This is a genomic window from Mesorhizobium sp. IMUNJ 23232 (assembly GCF_044326205.1).
Taxonomy (GTDB): domain Bacteria; phylum Pseudomonadota; class Alphaproteobacteria; order Rhizobiales; family Rhizobiaceae; genus Kumtagia.
On the sequence record NZ_JBIRCY010000041.1, the window covers coordinates 54,560 to 70,076 of the forward strand.

The window sequence follows — 15,517 nt, forward strand, 5'->3', positions numbered from 1 at the left end:
CAGAAAGACGCGGCGCCTCAGAGTTGGCGCAAGCGGAATTAAGTAAACTGTCCCCGGCACTTACGTGTTGAACTTGAAGAGCAGCACGTCGCCGTCCTGCACGACATATTCCTTGCCTTCGTCGCGGGCTTTTCCCGCCTCCTTGGCCGCGACCTCGCCGCCGAGGCCGATGAAGTCGTCATAGGCGATGGTCTGGGCGCGGATGAAGCCGCGCTCGAAGTCGGTGTGGATGACACCGGCGGCCTGAGGGGCCTTGGTGCCCTTCAAGATCGTCCAGGCGCGCGTTTCCTTCGGCCCGGCGGTGAAATAGGTGATGAGGTGCAGGAGGTCGTAGCCGGCGCGGATCAGCTTGTCCAGGCCCGGCTCCTCCAGCCCCATCGAGGCCAAAAACTCCAGTTCCTCATCGTCTGGAAGCTGCGCCACCTCGGCCTCGATCGCCGCCGAGATGATTACGGTGCGGGCGCCCTGCGCGGCGGCCATTTTTTCGACCGCCCTGGTGTGTTCGTTGCCGGTGGCTGCGTCGGCCTCGGCGACGTTGCAGACGTAGAGCACGGGATGCGCCGTCAGCAGGTTCAGGCCCTGGAGCGTGCGCAGGTCCTCGGCGGCGATGCCGGAAAGCATGACGCGCGCCGGCTTGCCCTCCTGCAGCAGTTCCAGCGCCTTCTCCATGACGGGAAGCACCGTCAGCGCTTCCTTGTCCTTGCCCTGTGCGCGCTTGCGGAACTGGACGATGCGGCGCTCCAGGCTGTCGAGATCGGCGAGCATCAGCTCGGTCTCGACCGTCTCGGCGTCGGCCACCGGATTGATGCGGCCCTCGACATGGGTGATATCGTCATCCTCGAAGCAGCGCAGCACATGCACGATGGCGTCGACCTCGCGGATGTTGGCGAGGAACTGGTTGCCCAGCCCTTCGCCCTTCGACGCGCCGCGCACCAGACCGGCGATGTCGACGAAGGAGATGCGCGTCGGAATGATCTCCTTGGATTTCGCGGCCGCCGCGATTTTCTGCAGGCGCGGGTCGGGAACCGCCACTTCGCCGGTGTTCGGCTCGATGGTGCAGAACGGATAGTTCGCGGCCTGCGCCGCGGCGGTGCGCGTCAGCGCGTTGAAGAGCGTCGACTTGCCAACGTTGGGCAGCCCAACGATGCCGCATTTGAAACCCATGTGAATATCCTAGTGGAGTGCGATTTGCGGTGGGCTATGCCGGAAGGGGCTGATGATCGTCAACCCATGGAGTTGATGACCATCCTGCAAGTCCTCCGACAAGAAATAGCGGCATTGCATTTCGATTGCCGAGGCCAGAAGCACGCAGTCCCACCAGGAATAGCCGAATTGGAAATGCAACAGCCGGGCAGCGGCAACCGTTTCAACATTGATTGAGGACATTCCGAAGGCGGAGAATCCATCGACTATCGTGAAGACGGTTTCCGGTTTCATGCTGCCGCGCTTGATGAGGACGTTGGTTATCTCATTCATGACCTGGAGGTTGGCGACGCCGCTTCCAGAGGCCAGGAGATGACGTAGCCACAAACCTGCCTGTTCCGACTTGCCGATGTCCCGTTTCTCAGCCGCGTAGAGAAAGACGTTGCTGTCGACGAATGTCCTAGCGTTCATTGCGCTCATCGGCGGTAGGCATCCGACCGTCGCGCATTACGCTCCATTTCGGGCCGCTCAGGATGCGTTCGAGCGCCTCCATCTGGGCGTTGCGGGTGGTCGGCATTGCGGCCGGAGGTTTGCGGATGTTGGCTTCAACCATGTCCGCAACATATCGCGAAACGCTCTTGCCCGCCTTGGCGGCTTCGACGCGAAGGTCGCGAAGCGTATCTTCCTGCATTGAAATGGTAACGTTCTTCATTTCACGATCTCACGAAAACACGAACCTCGTGTAATATAACTATCGGAGTGCCGCATCGCAAATGGCTTTGTGACAGCGCCTCGGAACAAATCTTTCTGCCTTCCGTTCGAGGGAATTGGTCAATACGGAAGAGTACGATGGTCGCTCCGCGCGCGGTGTGGAAAGGTTTTTTGAAATTCGGCTCGGTCGCCTGCGCGATCAAGCTGGTCGGCGCGACGTCGGAGTCCGAAAAGATTCATTTCCGCATCCTCAACCGCAAGACGCGCGAGCCGGTGAAGAGCGCCTATCTCGACGAGGGCACCGACAAGGTGGTCGAGACCGAGGACCAGGTGAAGGGTTATGAGCTCGACAATGGCGAGTTCCTGCTGCTGGAACCCGACGAGATCAAGGCGCTGAAGCTGAGTTCCGAGCATACGCTGGAGGTCGATGAATTCGTCGATCTCGACGCGGTCGACCAGCGCTATCTCGACAAGCCGTATCACGTCGTGCCCGCCGACCCGGCGGCGCGCGAGCCCTTCGCGGTGATCCGCGAGGCGCTGCGGCAAAAGAAGGCTGCGGCGCGCTCCTGCATCGTACTCTACCAGCGCGGCCGCGAGGTGCTGATCCAGCCGGAGGGCGATGCGCTGCTAATGACGACGCTGCGTAACCACAATGAGATGGTCGAGGCCGGCAGCGTGTTCGACGGACTGAAGAAGGTGAAGACCGATCCGGAAATGATCGAGATCGCCGAACTTTTGATCGACAAGAAAACAACGAAATTCGATCCGTCGAAATTCGAGGACACTTACGAGAACGCCCTGATCGAGATGATCAGGGCCAAGCAGCAGGGCAAGACGCCGCCGAAACCCGTGCCACGGCCTAAGGAGAATGTCGTCAACCTTGCAGAGGTGCTGCGCAAGAGCCTGGCGCAGGAGGGTATTTCGCGAGAGAAAGGCACGGCGAAGAAAGGACGCGGCAAGGCGGCGTGACGCCAATCAACCTTTGTTACCGAATAGCTTCTTCAGCATCGCCGCCATTGGCCCGGTTTCCGGCACCTGGAGTGCTGGTTGCTGCGGCCGCGCCTGGCGGATGTGGCTCTGCGGCTTCGGCGCCTTGGGCGGCGGCCGGTCGTGTTCGCCGGTGGGCGGCAGCGCGTCGCGCAGCGCCAGCGTGACGCGGTTCATGAATTCGTTGTCGTTGCCCTTGGCCAGCAGGCCGGCATTGCTGGCAATAACGTCCAGCAGCGGCTCGAGCCATTCACCATCCGCCTTGGAAAAATCGCCGAGCACATGGCCGTGCACCAGTTCCTTGACTCCGGGATGGCCGACGCCGATGCGCACGCGCCGAAAATCCTTGCCGACATGCTGGTCAAGGGAGCGGATGCCGTTGTGGCCGGCAGCACCTCCGCCGATCTTGACCCGCACTTTTCCGGCGGCGAGCTCGATCTCGTCGTAGAGCACCGTGAGCGTCGAGGGGGGAAGCTTGTAGAAGCGCATCGCCTCGCCGACCGACTGGCCCGAGAGGTTCATGAAAGTCTGCGGCTTGATCAGCAGCACCTTCTCGCCGACGATCTCGCCTGTCGAGATCAGGCCCTGGAATTTCTTCGACCAGGGCGAAAAGCCATGACGGCGGGCGATCGCGTCCGCCGCCATGAAGCCGACATTGTGCCGGTTGTTGGCATATTGCGCGCCCGGGTTGCCGAGGCCAGCAAAGACAAGCATGGCGTCGTTCCCGGGCGGCGAGGTTTACTCCGTGGCGGCCGCGGCCGGAGCCGCCACGCCTTCCGCCGGAGCATCCGTCTCGGGCCGCATCGCGGCGGAGCCGGCGATGGTGGCGAGCGTGAAGTCGCGCTCATGGATGACCGGGCGTACGCCGGCCGGCAGCTTCACCGAGGAGATGTGGATGGAATCGCCGATATCGGCACCAGTCAGATCGACGGTGATGAATTCGGGGATAGCGTTGGCCGGGCAGTGGAACTCGACCTCGTGGCGCACGATGTTCAGCACGCCACCGCGCTTGATGCCGGGCGACTTGTCCTCGTTTACGAAGTGCACGGGCACCTCGACGTTGACCTCGGTGTCCTTGCCGATCCGCAGGAAGTCGACATGCATCGGCGTGTCCTTGACCGGATCCAGCTGGTAGTCCTTGGGCAGGACCTGGATCTTCTGGCCGCCGACATCGATCGTGGCGACCGTGGTCAAAAACCCGCCGCCGTGGATCTTGTAATAGACCTCCTTGTAGGAGAGAGCGATCGCCAGGGGAGGCTGCTTGTCTCCATAGATTACTGCAGGCACTTTGCCTTCACGACGAACTGCACGGGCGGACCCCTTACCGACCTGTTCGCGCGCGTCGGCCTTGAGCTCATATGTATCGCTCATGGCTTTTCCTTTCGCGTTGCTGGAGCGCCTCCGGCGTCCTTGTCAGGCTGTGCCGGAAACGTCGAAAGCCGCCTTCGGCGCAAAGGGTCCGATCCGGAAGCCGGAGCTGGACCATGCGAAGATGGCGGCGATCGCCCGCGTTGCCTCCAAGGGTGTCTACGCGGGTGGCGGTCCTATAGCGGAGAGGGCGGGAAGGCGCAAGGTCGGGGGGAGATCGGGTTTCCGGTTGAATTTCGGCGAGGACGGAAAGCGGACTTACTTAAAGGTTGGCAGGCTTTCCAAATCGGTTATCAAACTTGGCGGGAAAGGTTCGCCCGGCGAGCGCAGATGCTGATGAATATCGGTGCTGCCGTCCATGAATTTGTAGAACTCGATTGTACTGGGGAAGACCTCAAACTCAAAACCATCCCACGAGAAGCTGATTGTCGGCCGATAGCCCCTCGCCACTTTCAACGGTGGAGAACACCGCGCCTCAACGAGCGCCAGGAGTTCGAGAGCGTTTTCGATGGTCGAGGGTTCTATCGGCTCATCGCTATCTGCGACGATGGCCCTAATCTTCCGACGGATGCCTTTCCACTGCTTCATTGGTCAGCCAAACCTTTCAGCCAAGACAACCGGAACCCAGCAATGGCCGTAATTGGGTAGGGCGTGGACACAACGCGATCGAGAAACACAGTCGTCAGGAGCCGCCGAGCGGGCGACTAGATCACCACAAAGTCGGCGGCGGTGAGCGCCAGTCCAGGAGCCAGCGACGCGACCTTGACTGCCGCCATGCCGCCGAGCCCGTCTGCGTCATAGAACAGCGAACCGGTGTTCGAGTTGTAGATGATGCGGTCGTCGGCATCGCGCGGCGCCAGAATATTGTCCTTGAACAAGTCCGCAGGCAGTACGCCGGTCGAGGTCAATGCGGTGAAGATTGCGTTCTCCAGCCGGATCGTGTCATCGGCGACGTCGAAGTCGGTGATCTTGTCGACATTCGTAGCACCAAGCGCGGTGGAGAAAACGAACGAGTCCTTCCCGCTGAGGCCTGTCAGCGTGTCGTTGCCGCTTTTGCCGTCAAGGATATTTGCTCCGGCATTGCCGAATATCGACTGTGCGAACTCATTGCCGGTGAGACGGATATTGGACGCTCCGGTCGACCCGTTCGTCGTCAACTGCTCGACGGCAACTCCCGCCGCCAGCGTGTAGGATACCCCGGATGCGATGCGATCCGTCCCGCCGCTCGCCGATTCGAACACCTTCGTGTCGGCGCTGTAGATGCGGTATAGGTCGTTTCCCGCGCCGCCCTCGATCATGTCCCTCGAACCGACCGAACGGAATGTATCCGCTTCGGCGGACCCGAAGACGATATCCAGCCAATTGGAACCGACAAAATTTGCAGCGGTGTCGAAGGCAGTGACATCGCAGGTCCAGGCAAACTCCGAACCAATATTGTCAATGACGACGTACGATAGTCTTGCCGTCATGCCAGCATCATAGGGGAAGTTAAGTGTCTGATCCAAGATTGGGTCCTCGAACCCGTTGTTAATGGAGGCGTCGCCACTCCAAAACGCCAGTTCGCTAACCCAAGTCGGATTGCCGTTTTCGTCTTCCTTATAAGGCAACTGGTATATGAGCCTGGCGACGATTTCGTCACCGGCGCGGTCAATCGAAAGTTTGGCAATTTCGCCAACGATTTGGTTGCTGACAAGCATGCGACGTTCCTCCCGGAAACCGTGCGAACGTAGCAGCCCTAACTTTGTTCGACAATTGTTGCGGGCGAATCGCAAACTGCGGCATCAACAACTGACGCCTATATTCCAGAATTTCCGACCTTCTGCCGGGAGCGATCAGTTCGATCGATGTCCACTTTGAGGTCGGGACTGGACATCCAAACTGGACACTGCCGGAAGACAGCATCCGGTCGCTTCGTTTGTCAAATGCCGATCAAGTTCATTTGACGCGGGCTCGAGCGCAATCCGTGCGAAGCTTGCCTCGCCTTCCTCCAGGCGGAGATTGCCGAATGCTCACGAAAAGATTGTCGATCTGGCTTGGCCTTGTCGCTGGCATGGTCATGGCAGGTGTCTCGGCGGGCTTGGCGGCGGACAATGTCCGCGTCCGCGGCACTGTCGCCAGCATCGACGGATCGGCGCTCACCGTAAAGACGCGCGAGGGCGAGACGGCGGCGATCAGGCTGGCGGATGGCTGGAAGATTACTGGCGTCAAGGGTGCCTCGATCGGCGACATCAAGACGGGCGATTTTCTCGGAATAGCCTCGCTGCCGAAGGCGGACGGGAGCACCGGCGCGCTGGAAGTGGTGATCTTTCCGGCCGCGATGAAGGGCGCCGGCGAGGGCAGCCGCCCATGGGATCTGCAGCCCAACAGCAGCATGACCAACGGCACGGTGGAAGAGGCGGTTTCGGAAGTCGACGGCCGCACCGTGACGCTTTCCTATAGCGGCCAGCAACGAAAAATTTCGATCCCCGCTAACGTGCCGATCGTCACCTTCGCACCGGCGACCCAAGCCGATCTGAAGCCGGGTGTCGCCGTATTCGCCTTTGCCGAACGCGGCGCGGACGGCGGACTGACGGCCAACCGGGTGGTTGTCGGCAACAATGGCGTCGTGCCGCCGATGTGAATCTGAACGGTCCGAGGTTCGCCAGCGCAGCTTCGCAATCGCCTCCGGGCAGGTTCTGCGCCAGTCGATGGCTGGCGGGTCTTTGAAAGCAATGCAAGCCCGCACAACCCAAACGCGGCGGGGCCTCAGAGGCTGTCCGCTCTGGCCGAGTGCTTGGTCGGTGCTTGCCCTGTCGGGAGAGCGAGCGAGTCCATAGAGTAGCGGCAGGTCCCTCCGTCCTCGAAGCTGCCTATGTTGGACATGACGATTGCCGGCCATTCCGGAGGCGAACTTCTGTTCCTGCTCGCCGCCGCGCTGATCGCCGGGCTGGCGCGCGGCTTCTCGGGCTTCGGCGCTGCATTGATCTTCATCCCGCTTGCCAGTGCCGCGGTTGGCCCAAGAATCGCCGTGCCGCTGCTGCTGGTCATCGACGTCGTCATGACTGTCGGTATGCTGCCCAATGCTTGGCGGCTTTGCGACAGACGCGACGTCGCCACCATGGCGGCCGGCGCGTTCTTCGGTGTGCCGGCGGGCGCCTATTTCCTCGCCAACGCCGATCCCCTGACCATCCGCTGGTCTATCGTCGGACTGGTCGTCATCATGCTCGCCCTGCTCGCTTCGGGCTGGCGCTATCATGGCCGGCCGAAGCCCCCGGTGACCGTGATCGTCGGGCTCATCGCCGGCTTCTGCTCGGGTGCTTCCCAGGCCGGCGGTCCGCCGGTCGTCGCTTACTGGCTGGGCGGGGCGATCGAACGCTGGACGGTGCGCGCCAACATTGTCCTGTATTTCGCGATCTCCAGCCTGTTCTCGATCTTCTCCTACGTTGCCGGAGGGCTGTTCGTGCGCGACGTCTTCCTGCTCGGCCTGCTTTCCGCGCCCGCCTATGGGCTCGGGCTTTTCGGCGGGTCGCATATGTTCGGGCTGGCGAGCGAGGCGACGTTCCGGCGGATGTGCTACGGGCTGATCGGCGCGGCGGCGGTCGTCAGCCTGCCGGTTCTCGATGGAATTTTGCGTTGAACAAGGGCGCGACAAGGGCTATGCTTCCCTGATCGGGGGCATGGTGGACTCCCCGTGAGGCTTTTGCCCAAGCTCCGCCTTCGCAGGCTATGCGGAGGAAATCCATGCCTCGACATCTCTCGCCCTTAGAACTCATTCCGCTCGTCGGCACCAGCCGGTCGCCTCTGTTCATCGACGTGCGGCGGCCGGCAGCCCTGGCCGCGTCCCCGATCCGTATCGCCGGCGCCATCTGGCGCGATCATATGAAGGCCGGCGAGTCTCTGCCGCCGTCACCGGATCGACAACCCATCGTGGTCTATTGCGCTCATGGTCACAATGTCAGCGAGATAGCGGTGGCCAGACTGGTCGCCGCCGGTATCGACGCGGCTGTGCTTGAAGGCGGGATCGATGCCTGGGTTGCTGCCAAAGGCCCGACGGTCGGGCGCGAGGCGCCCGGCGTCGAGCCTGGCTTGCCCAGCCCGAGCGTCTGGGTAACGAGAGAACGGCCGAAGATCGACCGCATCGCCTGTCCCTGGCTGATCCGCCGGTTCATCGATCCGTTCGCGGTGTTCCACTTCGTCGCCGCCGAATGGGTCGTCGACATCGCCAGCGAAACCGGCTGGATACCGTTCGACGTCAAGGACGTGCACTATTCGCATCGCGGCGAAGACTGCACCTTCGACACGCTGATCGCCGAGTTCGGCCTTTCCGATCCGGCACTCCTGCATCTTGCAAGGATCGTCCGCGGCGCCGACACCGCTCGGCTGGATCTGGAGCCGCAGGCGGCCGGGCTGCTCGCGATTTCGCTCGGCCTGTCGGCCACGGAGCAAGACGACCTTGCACAACTGGAAAAGGGTATGGTCCTCTATGACGCGCTCTACGGCTGGTGCCGTCACGCGACTGGCGAGACGCACAACTGGCCGGCGAGGGTAGCGTAGATGGACCAGATGTCGGACGGACCGGAAACAACCCTCGTGGCCGGGTCGCCGCGCCCGAGCCTCGGCGAGGCCACGCGGGTCTTCGGCAAGATCGGCCTGCTGTCCTTCGGCGGTCCGGCCGGGCAGATCGCGCTGATGCATCGCATCCTGGTGGACGAAAAACGCTGGCTGGACGAGCCGCGTTTCCTGCATGCGTTGAACTACTGCATGCTGCTGCCCGGCCCGGAGGCGATGCAGCTTGCCACCTATTCCGGCTGGCTGCTGCACGGCGTGCGCGGTGGGCTGATCGCCGGGCTGCTGTTCGTACTGCCGGGCGCGGTGGTGATAACCGCGCTGTCGGCGATCTATCTGCTGGTCGGCGATGTGCCGCTTGTACAGGGGTTCCTGTTCGGGCTGAAGGCGGCGGTGCTGGCCGTGGTGCTGGAGGCGCTGGTGAAAGTGTCGCGGCGCGCGTTGCTCGACCTGCCGGCAGTCTTCATCGCCGTAGCCGCCTTCGTCGCCATCGCGTTCCTGAAACTGCCGTTCCCGCTGATCATTCTTGGCGCGGCGGCCGTCGGTGCGGCAAAGCATCTGTGGGCGAAAGGTACGCCGGCCACGGCATCGGAGACGATAGCCGCCGACGACATGCCGGAGTGGGCACGGCCGAGTTGGCGGCGTTTCGCTTCGACACTCGCGGTGTGGGCGGCGATCTGGCTGGTGCCGTTGGCCGCCCTCTATGCCGCGCTGGTTGGCGGGCATGTGTTCGCCGCCGAAGCCGGCTTCTTCTCGAAGATGGCGATGGTCACCTTCGGTGGCGCCTATGCGGTGCTGGCCTATGTCGCGCAGCAGGCGGTGGAGGTGCATGGCTGGCTGAAACCGGACGAGATGCTGACCGGGCTGGGTCTTGCGGAGACCACGCCGGGGCCGCTGATCCTGGTGCTGGTGTTTGTCGGTTTCCTCGGTGGCGCGCGGCTCTCCGGCCTCGATCCGCTTGCCGGCGGGCTGGCGGGCGCGGCGGTGACGCTGTGGTTCACCTTCGTCCCGTGCTTCCTGTGGATCTTTGTCGGCGCGCCCTATGTCGAGACGGTGCGGCGCGTGCGCTGGCTTGCGGCGGCGCTCGCCGCGGTGACGGCGGCGGTGGTCGGCATCATCGCCAACCTTGCCGTCTGGTTTTCCCTGCACGTGCTGTTCGGCAGGGTGGATGAGATCGCGGCAGGGCCGGTCAGCCTGCCGGTTCTCGATTTTTCCAGCTTCGACTGGCTGGCCGGACTGATCGCGCTTGCCGCGGCGATAGCGCTGTTGCGGTTCAAGGCGAACATGATTCTTGTGCTGGCGGTGGCGGCGGTGGCGGGGATGGTTCGCAGCCTGGTCTGACAGACCACCGGCTTGCGAAACGCATATCGGGCTTTACCGACACCATCTGGACCCGCGATCAGCCAAAAGCCTTTCGCGGGAGCCACCAAAATCTCAATCGAACAGGCTGGAGACGGATTCTTCCGTCGCGGTGCGCGAGATCGCCTCGCCGATCAGGTCGGCGATGGAGACGACGCGGATGTTGTGGGCGTCGTTGACGGCCTGCGTCGGCTGGATCGAATCGGTGATCACCAGTTCCTGCAGTTTCGAGCCGGTGATGCGCGCCACCGCGCCACCGGAGAGCACGCCGTGGGTGATGTAGGCCGTCACGCTGCTCGCGCCTTTTTCGAGCAGCGCGTCGGCGGCGTTGCACAGCGTGCCGCCGGAATCGACGATGTCGTCGAACAAGAGGCAGTCCTTGCCCTTCACGTCGCCGATGACGTTCATGACTTCCGACTCGCCCGGCCGTTCGCGGCGCTTGTCGACGATGGCGAGCTGCGCGTCGACACGCTTGGCCAGCGCGCGGGCGCGCACCACGCCGCCGACGTCCGGCGACACCACCATGACGTTGGCGAGCTGCTTGTATTTGGTCTTCACGTCGCGGGCCATGACCGGCACCGAGAACAGGTTGTCGGTGGGGATGTCGAAGAAACCCTGGATCTGGCCGGCATGCAGGTCGAGCGTCAGGACGCGGTCGGCGCCGGCCCGCGCGATCATGTTGGCGACCAGCTTTGCCGAGATCGGCGTGCGGCCCGAGGCACGGCGGTCCTGCCGCGCGTAGCCGAAATAGGGGATGACCGCCGTGATGCGCCGTGCGGAAGAACGCATGAAGGCGTCGATCATGATGAGCAGTTCCATCAGATGATCGTTTGTCGGGAAAGAAGTCGACTGCAGGATGAAGACGTCCTCGCCACGGACGTTCTCCTGGATTTCGACAAAAATCTCCTGGTCGGCGAAGCGCCGCACGGTCGCCTTGCCGATCGGGATGTTCAGGTAGCGGGCTACGCCCTCTGCAAGGGTCCTGTTGGAGTTGCCCGCAAAAAGTTTCATGTGCCGTTTCCGAAGGGATTGGTCAGCGGGCTTTTAACCGCCCGCCGCGCTATTGCAAGCGGAAGGCGCGTTTAGCCCTTCTTTTGAGTTTCGTCGTGTGCCGCTTCACCCGCTGCGTCCGCCGATCCAGGCGGCAAGCTGGTCGATCGTCGCGTCGCCGATGGCCTGCATAGACGAAGCCGGCACCGAGGCCCAGCCCTCGCCGCCGGCCGAAGCCGACTTCTGCTGGCCGGAAATGCGGTGCACCCGGTTGCCGGTCGGGTCGTAGACGTCCCAGACATAGATGACCGTGGTCTGCTTGCCTTCCACCAGCGGCGTGAAATAACCCTTCAACTGCAGGGTCGCGGCCGGGTCGGCGCTGCCGACCATGCGGATGCCGCGCTGGCGGGCCGCCGTCGCCAGCCGCTCGGACAGCGATGTCGCCGCCTCGACCGAGGTTCCGACGATCGGCGCGATCTGGACGCGGGCTTTTGAGAGGGCGGCGGTCTGCGTCGCCGCCGTGGTGGACGGCATCAGCGCCGGCTGGCCGGCCACGGTGGGCGACGGCGGCGCCGACGGATCGGGCGTGGTCGACGCAGTGGGGGGCGTGATTGCCGACGGCTCCAGCACGTCCTGGGTGCTCGAGCAGGCCGACATGACGGTCACCGCGAGCAGGATTGCTGCGGTCGCCAGTCTTGGCCTTTTGCCCTCAAGCCTTTCGTTCAATGCGCGGACCCTTTCGCCGGCTGCCGATTCACTTCACGATCAAGTCGAGATCATGGCGGGAGAGCGGCTTGGGCTGCGTTTCGGTGGTCAGGTAGGTGCGACCCAGCGTCATCGCCGTCTCGGTCTCTGAGTCCATGATGATCATATGGGCGAACAGCGTCATGTTCGGTGCGATCGGCTCCGAGTTGCCCTGATAGAACATCGGCGTGTCCATCCAGCTCGGCGTGAAGCGGGCGCCGACCGAATAGCCGCAGGCGTTCAGCCGGTGCTTGGTCAGGCCATGCGCCTCCAGCGCGCGGGCGTGGGCGTCGAACACGTCGCCAAATGTGTTGCCGGGCGTCATCACCTTCTCGACCGCCGTCAGCGCGTCGCGCGCCGCCTCGAACAATTCCTGATGCCGTTTCGACGCCTTGCCGGTCAGCACCGTGCGCATCATCGGCGCATGGTAATGATGGAAGACGCCGGCCCATTCGAGCGTCAACTGGTCGTTCTTGGTGAGTTTTCGCCGCCCTGCCTTGTAGCGGCAGAGCAGGGCGTCGGCGCCCGAGCCGATGATGAATTCGTTGGCCGGATAATCGCCGCCGCCGGCAAAGATCGCGCCCTGCATGGCGGCGAGGATCGCGCCCTCGTCGCCGCCCTGGACGATCAGCGGCAGCGCCGCGTCCAGCGCCTCGTCGGTAAGGGCTGCGGCGCGCTCGGCCTTGGCGATCTCGGCCGGGCTCTTGAACTGGCGCAGCCGCGACACGATGCCGGAAGCGTCGACGATCTGGCCGAAGGTGGACAACTGCTCGTCTACCCGCCGCCCGTTGAGGGCGGTCAGCCCGTGCGTGTCGTATTCGATGCCGATGCGCTGGCCGAGCAGGTCGAGGTCGTTCAGAAGGTTGCGCAAATCGAGCGCCGGGTTGGCCTTCTCGCGGTCGAGCCAGACGACGACGTTGTCGATGGTGGACGTATGTCGCGCCTGCCTGAGATCGGCGGAGCGGGTGAGCAGCACCATCGAGCCGTCGGCCTTCAGCACGAGGCACTGGAAGAAGCAGAAGCCGAACGTGTCGTAGCCGGTCAGCCAGTACATGCTCTCCTGCGCGAACAGCAGCAGCGCGTCGATCTTCTTCTCCGCCATCTCGATGATCAGGCGGTCGCGGCGGGCGTCGAATTCGGATCGCTCGAAATGCAGGGCCATCAGATATCCTCCAATACGATGGCCGATATCAGCCGGCCGTAATCCGCTTCCTTGCGGTGCGTCGTGCGGCGATAGGAGAAGAACAGGTCTTCCTCCGCATAGGTGCAGCGGTTGAGCGCTTGCGCCGTCACGCCCGCCTTGCGCAGCCGGTCGACCGTATAGCGGTTGAGGTCGAAAAGCGCGTGCCCCGGCTTGCCGGACGGCTCGAAATAGGCATCGTTGCCGGCATCGGCCTCGACGAAACGCTCGACGAATTCCGGGCCGACCTCGTAATTCCTGGGACCGATCGACGGGCCGAGCACCGCGACGATTTTTTCCCGCGCCGCGCCCAGCCTCTCCATCGCGTCGACGGTGTTTTCCAGAACCCCGGTGAAGGCGCCTTTCCAGCCGGCATGCGCCGCGCCGATGACGCGCGCCTGCGAGTCGGCAAACAGCACCGGCCCGCAATCGGCCGAGGTCGCGCCCACCGCGAGGCCCGGCCGGTCGGTGACGATGGCGTCGGCCTGCGGCCGCGGCGAGGGCAGGGGGCCGGTCGCCACGATGACGTCAGGTGAATGCACCTGGTAGGCCGAAAGCAGCGCATCCGGCGCCACGCCCATCCATTGCGCCACGCGGCGGCGATTCTCGGCGACCTTATCCACGTCGTCGGCGGAACCGTTGCCGATGTTCAGGCCGCGATAGATTCCTTCGGAAACACCGCCCTTGCGCGTGAAAAAGCCGTGGCGGATGCCGCGCGAACGGGCTTCGTCGAGCAGCGGCGAGCGCAGCGGATCGGGCTTGTCCAAAACTGTCATCCGCCGCCTTGTCGTCCGTGAGCATAGGAACCGTCAAGGCGAAATCCGCAATGCGATCCTCCAGCCTCCCGGCGGGCGGAAAGTGGGCCAGGCATGTCATGGAGTCAACCGGCGACCGATCGGGCGGAGGGGATCAGGGCAGGACTTCCAAAGCGGGCCGTTAGCTGCACGGCAGCCTCCGGGAGCCGACTCACAATGTTTGCTGGTCGCGGACGACGCCGCCCGCGCGAGCGGCGAAGAATATGCCATGCGGATTTCCAGCACGGCATCGCGGGCGCGCGCTGTTTGAAAACGCTAGGCTGGTGATATTCAGCCGGGAATACGGGCGATGACCTTGATCTCGAAGTCGAACCCCGCAAGCCAGTTGACGCCGATTGCTGTCCAATTCGGATAAGGCGCTTCTGGGAAGACCTCGCTTTTTACGGTCATGATCGTGCCGAACTGCTTTTCGGGATCGGTGTGAAAGGTCGTCACATCGACAATGTCGTCAAGCCCGCATCCTCCCGCTCGCAGCGTCGCCTCGAGATTGGCGAACGCCAGACGGACCTGAGCCTCAAAGTCCGGCTCGGGCGAACCGTCGCTGCGACTGCCGACCTGACCGGACACGAACAGAAGTTTGTCGGACCTGATCGCGGCAGAATAGGTCTGTGAGGTGTAAAGGTCATGCCGACCGGCTGGGAAAACGGCGTCACGCTGGGCCATATGGAATTCTCCTGTTGTGGGGTCTCTCGAAAGCGGTTGATGGGCCACCTGCTTGCGCAGCAGGCTGCACAGCGCCCGAGCGTCTCAGAACATCCCGTTGGGATTTGCCGACGTTTCCGGCAGAATCTGCAGCACGTCCCAGTGCTCGACGATCTTGCCGCAAGCATCGAGTCGGAAGATGTCCATTGCAGCATAGTCGTGGTCGCCCGGCCAATGCTGCAGACAGTGCAGCACGACCAAATCACTCTCTGCGACCACGCGCCTGATCTCGACGCGCTTTCCGGGCCAGTCGCGCGCCATTCGTTCGAAATAGGCGATGAAACCGTCCTTGCCGCTTGCCACATGCGGGTTGTGCTGGATGTACTCGTCTCCGGCGTAGCGCTCGATTGCCTCACGCGGCCGACAGTCGTTGAACATCAGTTTATAGAAGGCAATGACGTTCGCCTTGTTTTGTGCAGGATTGTTCAATCTCGCCTCTAGGTCGATGTTTTCTCGACGTTGTGGTTCCTCACGTGCGCGCCTCGCGCTTGAAGAAGTAGTGCAGCACGAAGTGCCCGGGAGAGACGACTGCGACGAGCTCCCATCCTTCAGTCCCCAGCTTACCGAGGTCGCCGAAGGACGTCAGTTGGACGGCCCTACTGAAAGCGGCTGGCAGTAGCCTTTGGGCATGCTTGTTACGCCAAACTCTGCCACGCTTACCGATAAGGCTCTCTTTTCGCTTGCTTTTACAAGTATGACCTTCCCCTCTGCCGAGCCCTTGCGTCCAGTCGAAAAGGTATCGGACCGGGCCGACATTTCCCGAAAAGTCGCGTTTTTCCAATGCGTTGGATGGATGAGCATAGCGTCTCCAGGATTATTATCCTAGGATTATTTACATTTCTGCTCACCAATGCTATGATCCCTGCCGCCTGTGTTCGAAGGAGGGCGGCGTTGGACGAGAGTGGACCAATCGAGACTAACCGGGAGGCGCTGAAGCGCATCCTCGTGATGCTCGTCGGCATGGCCGAGATGG

At 62.9% G+C, this 15,517-nt stretch carries 19 protein-coding genes; 6 read left to right on the forward strand and 13 right to left on the reverse strand.

Annotated elements, in window-relative coordinates; genetic code table 11:
* Window positions 1-60: 60 nt before the first annotated feature.
* From ychF to ACH196_RS25745, 3 genes are read right to left on the reverse strand one after another with little or no spacing between them, the layout of a single operon-like run.
* Entirely contained in the window at window positions 61-1,164 is a 1,104-nt protein-coding gene (gene ychF, locus ACH196_RS25735) for a redox-regulated ATPase YchF (RefSeq protein WP_396649776.1), read from the reverse strand.
* Window positions 1,165-1,173: 9 nt separating this feature from the next.
* The gene (locus ACH196_RS25740; protein ID WP_396649777.1) at window positions 1,174-1,623 is read right to left on the reverse strand and encodes a PIN domain-containing protein; all 450 of its coding nucleotides are present in this window, start codon (window positions 1,621-1,623) and stop codon (window positions 1,174-1,176) included.
* Complete coding sequence (locus ACH196_RS25745; RefSeq protein WP_396649778.1) at window positions 1,604-1,855, reverse strand: hypothetical protein; 252 nt, start codon at window positions 1,853-1,855, stop codon at window positions 1,604-1,606. Before ACH196_RS25745 ends, ACH196_RS25740 begins: the two co-directional genes overlap by 20 nt.
* Before the next feature lie 137 nt (window positions 1,856-1,992).
* On the opposite strand from ACH196_RS25745, the gene ACH196_RS25750 reads away from it, so the two are divergent.
* Window positions 1,993-2,823, forward strand: coding sequence for a Ku protein (locus ACH196_RS25750; RefSeq protein WP_396649779.1), 831 nt, complete (start codon window positions 1,993-1,995; stop codon window positions 2,821-2,823).
* A gap of 6 nt (window positions 2,824-2,829) precedes the next feature.
* Here ACH196_RS25750 and pth read toward each other — a convergent pair whose 3' ends face one another.
* From pth to ACH196_RS25770, 4 genes are all read right to left on the reverse strand, one after another.
* Entirely contained in the window at window positions 2,830-3,555 is a 726-nt protein-coding gene (pth, locus tag ACH196_RS25755) for an aminoacyl-tRNA hydrolase (RefSeq protein ID WP_396649780.1), read from the reverse strand.
* A gap of 24 nt (window positions 3,556-3,579) precedes the next feature.
* Window positions 3,580-4,212, reverse strand: coding sequence for a 50S ribosomal protein L25/general stress protein Ctc (locus tag ACH196_RS25760; protein ID WP_396649781.1), 633 nt, complete (start codon window positions 4,210-4,212; stop codon window positions 3,580-3,582).
* A gap of 255 nt (window positions 4,213-4,467) precedes the next feature.
* On the reverse strand, window positions 4,468-4,797 hold the full coding sequence (locus tag ACH196_RS25765; RefSeq protein WP_396649782.1) for a hypothetical protein: 330 nt from the start codon (window positions 4,795-4,797) through the stop codon (window positions 4,468-4,470).
* A 116-nt stretch (window positions 4,798-4,913) separates the two neighbouring features.
* Window positions 4,914-5,981 carry a hypothetical protein gene (locus ACH196_RS25770; RefSeq protein ID WP_396649783.1) on the reverse strand — a complete coding sequence of 356 codons (1,068 nt, stop codon included), beginning with the start codon at window positions 5,979-5,981 and terminating at the stop codon, window positions 4,914-4,916.
* Between the two features lie 278 nt (window positions 5,982-6,259).
* On the opposite strand from ACH196_RS25770, the gene ACH196_RS25775 reads away from it, so the two are divergent.
* From ACH196_RS25775 to chrA, 4 genes are all read left to right on the forward strand, one after another.
* On the forward strand, window positions 6,260-6,829 hold the full coding sequence (locus ACH196_RS25775; RefSeq protein ID WP_396649797.1) for a hypothetical protein: 570 nt from the start codon (window positions 6,260-6,262) through the stop codon (window positions 6,827-6,829).
* Window positions 6,830-7,060: 231 nt separating this feature from the next.
* The gene (locus ACH196_RS25780; protein ID WP_396649784.1) at window positions 7,061-7,825 is read left to right on the forward strand and encodes a sulfite exporter TauE/SafE family protein; all 765 of its coding nucleotides are present in this window, start codon (window positions 7,061-7,063) and stop codon (window positions 7,823-7,825) included.
* A 104-nt stretch (window positions 7,826-7,929) separates the two neighbouring features.
* Window positions 7,930-8,742, forward strand: a complete 813-nt coding sequence (locus ACH196_RS25785) for a chromate resistance protein ChrB domain-containing protein (RefSeq protein WP_396649785.1) — start codon at window positions 7,930-7,932, stop codon at window positions 8,740-8,742.
* The gene (chrA, locus tag ACH196_RS25790) at window positions 8,743-10,095 is read left to right on the forward strand and encodes a chromate efflux transporter (RefSeq protein WP_396649786.1); all 1,353 of its coding nucleotides are present in this window, start codon (window positions 8,743-8,745) and stop codon (window positions 10,093-10,095) included.
* Between the two features lie 93 nt (window positions 10,096-10,188).
* Here chrA and ACH196_RS25795 read toward each other — a convergent pair whose 3' ends face one another.
* The 6 genes from ACH196_RS25795 to ACH196_RS25820 all read right to left on the reverse strand — a co-directional run bounded on the left by ACH196_RS25795 (window position 10,189) and on the right by ACH196_RS25820 (window position 14,973).
* Window positions 10,189-11,124, reverse strand: a complete 936-nt coding sequence (locus tag ACH196_RS25795) for a ribose-phosphate pyrophosphokinase (RefSeq protein WP_396649787.1) — start codon at window positions 11,122-11,124, stop codon at window positions 10,189-10,191.
* Between the two features lie 105 nt (window positions 11,125-11,229).
* Window positions 11,230-11,829: a hypothetical protein gene (locus tag ACH196_RS25800; RefSeq protein WP_396649788.1), complete on the reverse strand. Its 600-nt coding sequence runs from the start codon at window positions 11,827-11,829 to the stop codon at window positions 11,230-11,232.
* Between the two features lie 28 nt (window positions 11,830-11,857).
* Entirely contained in the window at window positions 11,858-13,009 is a 1,152-nt protein-coding gene (locus ACH196_RS25805) for a M24 family metallopeptidase (RefSeq protein WP_396649789.1), read from the reverse strand.
* Window positions 13,009-13,803: a peptidoglycan editing factor PgeF gene (gene pgeF / locus ACH196_RS25810; RefSeq protein ID WP_396649790.1), complete on the reverse strand. Its 795-nt coding sequence runs from the start codon at window positions 13,801-13,803 to the stop codon at window positions 13,009-13,011. The genes ACH196_RS25805 and pgeF overlap by 1 nt, the downstream gene beginning before the upstream one ends.
* Window positions 13,804-14,112: 309 nt before the next feature.
* On the reverse strand, window positions 14,113-14,505 hold the full coding sequence (locus ACH196_RS25815) for a RidA family protein (RefSeq protein ID WP_396649791.1): 393 nt from the start codon (window positions 14,503-14,505) through the stop codon (window positions 14,113-14,115).
* Between the two features lie 84 nt (window positions 14,506-14,589).
* On the reverse strand, window positions 14,590-14,973 hold the full coding sequence (locus tag ACH196_RS25820; RefSeq protein ID WP_396649792.1) for a nuclear transport factor 2 family protein: 384 nt from the start codon (window positions 14,971-14,973) through the stop codon (window positions 14,590-14,592).
* Window positions 14,974-15,333: 360 nt separating this feature from the next.
* Between ACH196_RS25820 and ACH196_RS25825 the strand changes: the two genes are divergently transcribed.
* The coding region (locus tag ACH196_RS25825; protein ID WP_396649793.1) for a hypothetical protein at window positions 15,334-15,517 on the forward strand (184 nt) is incomplete at its 3' end.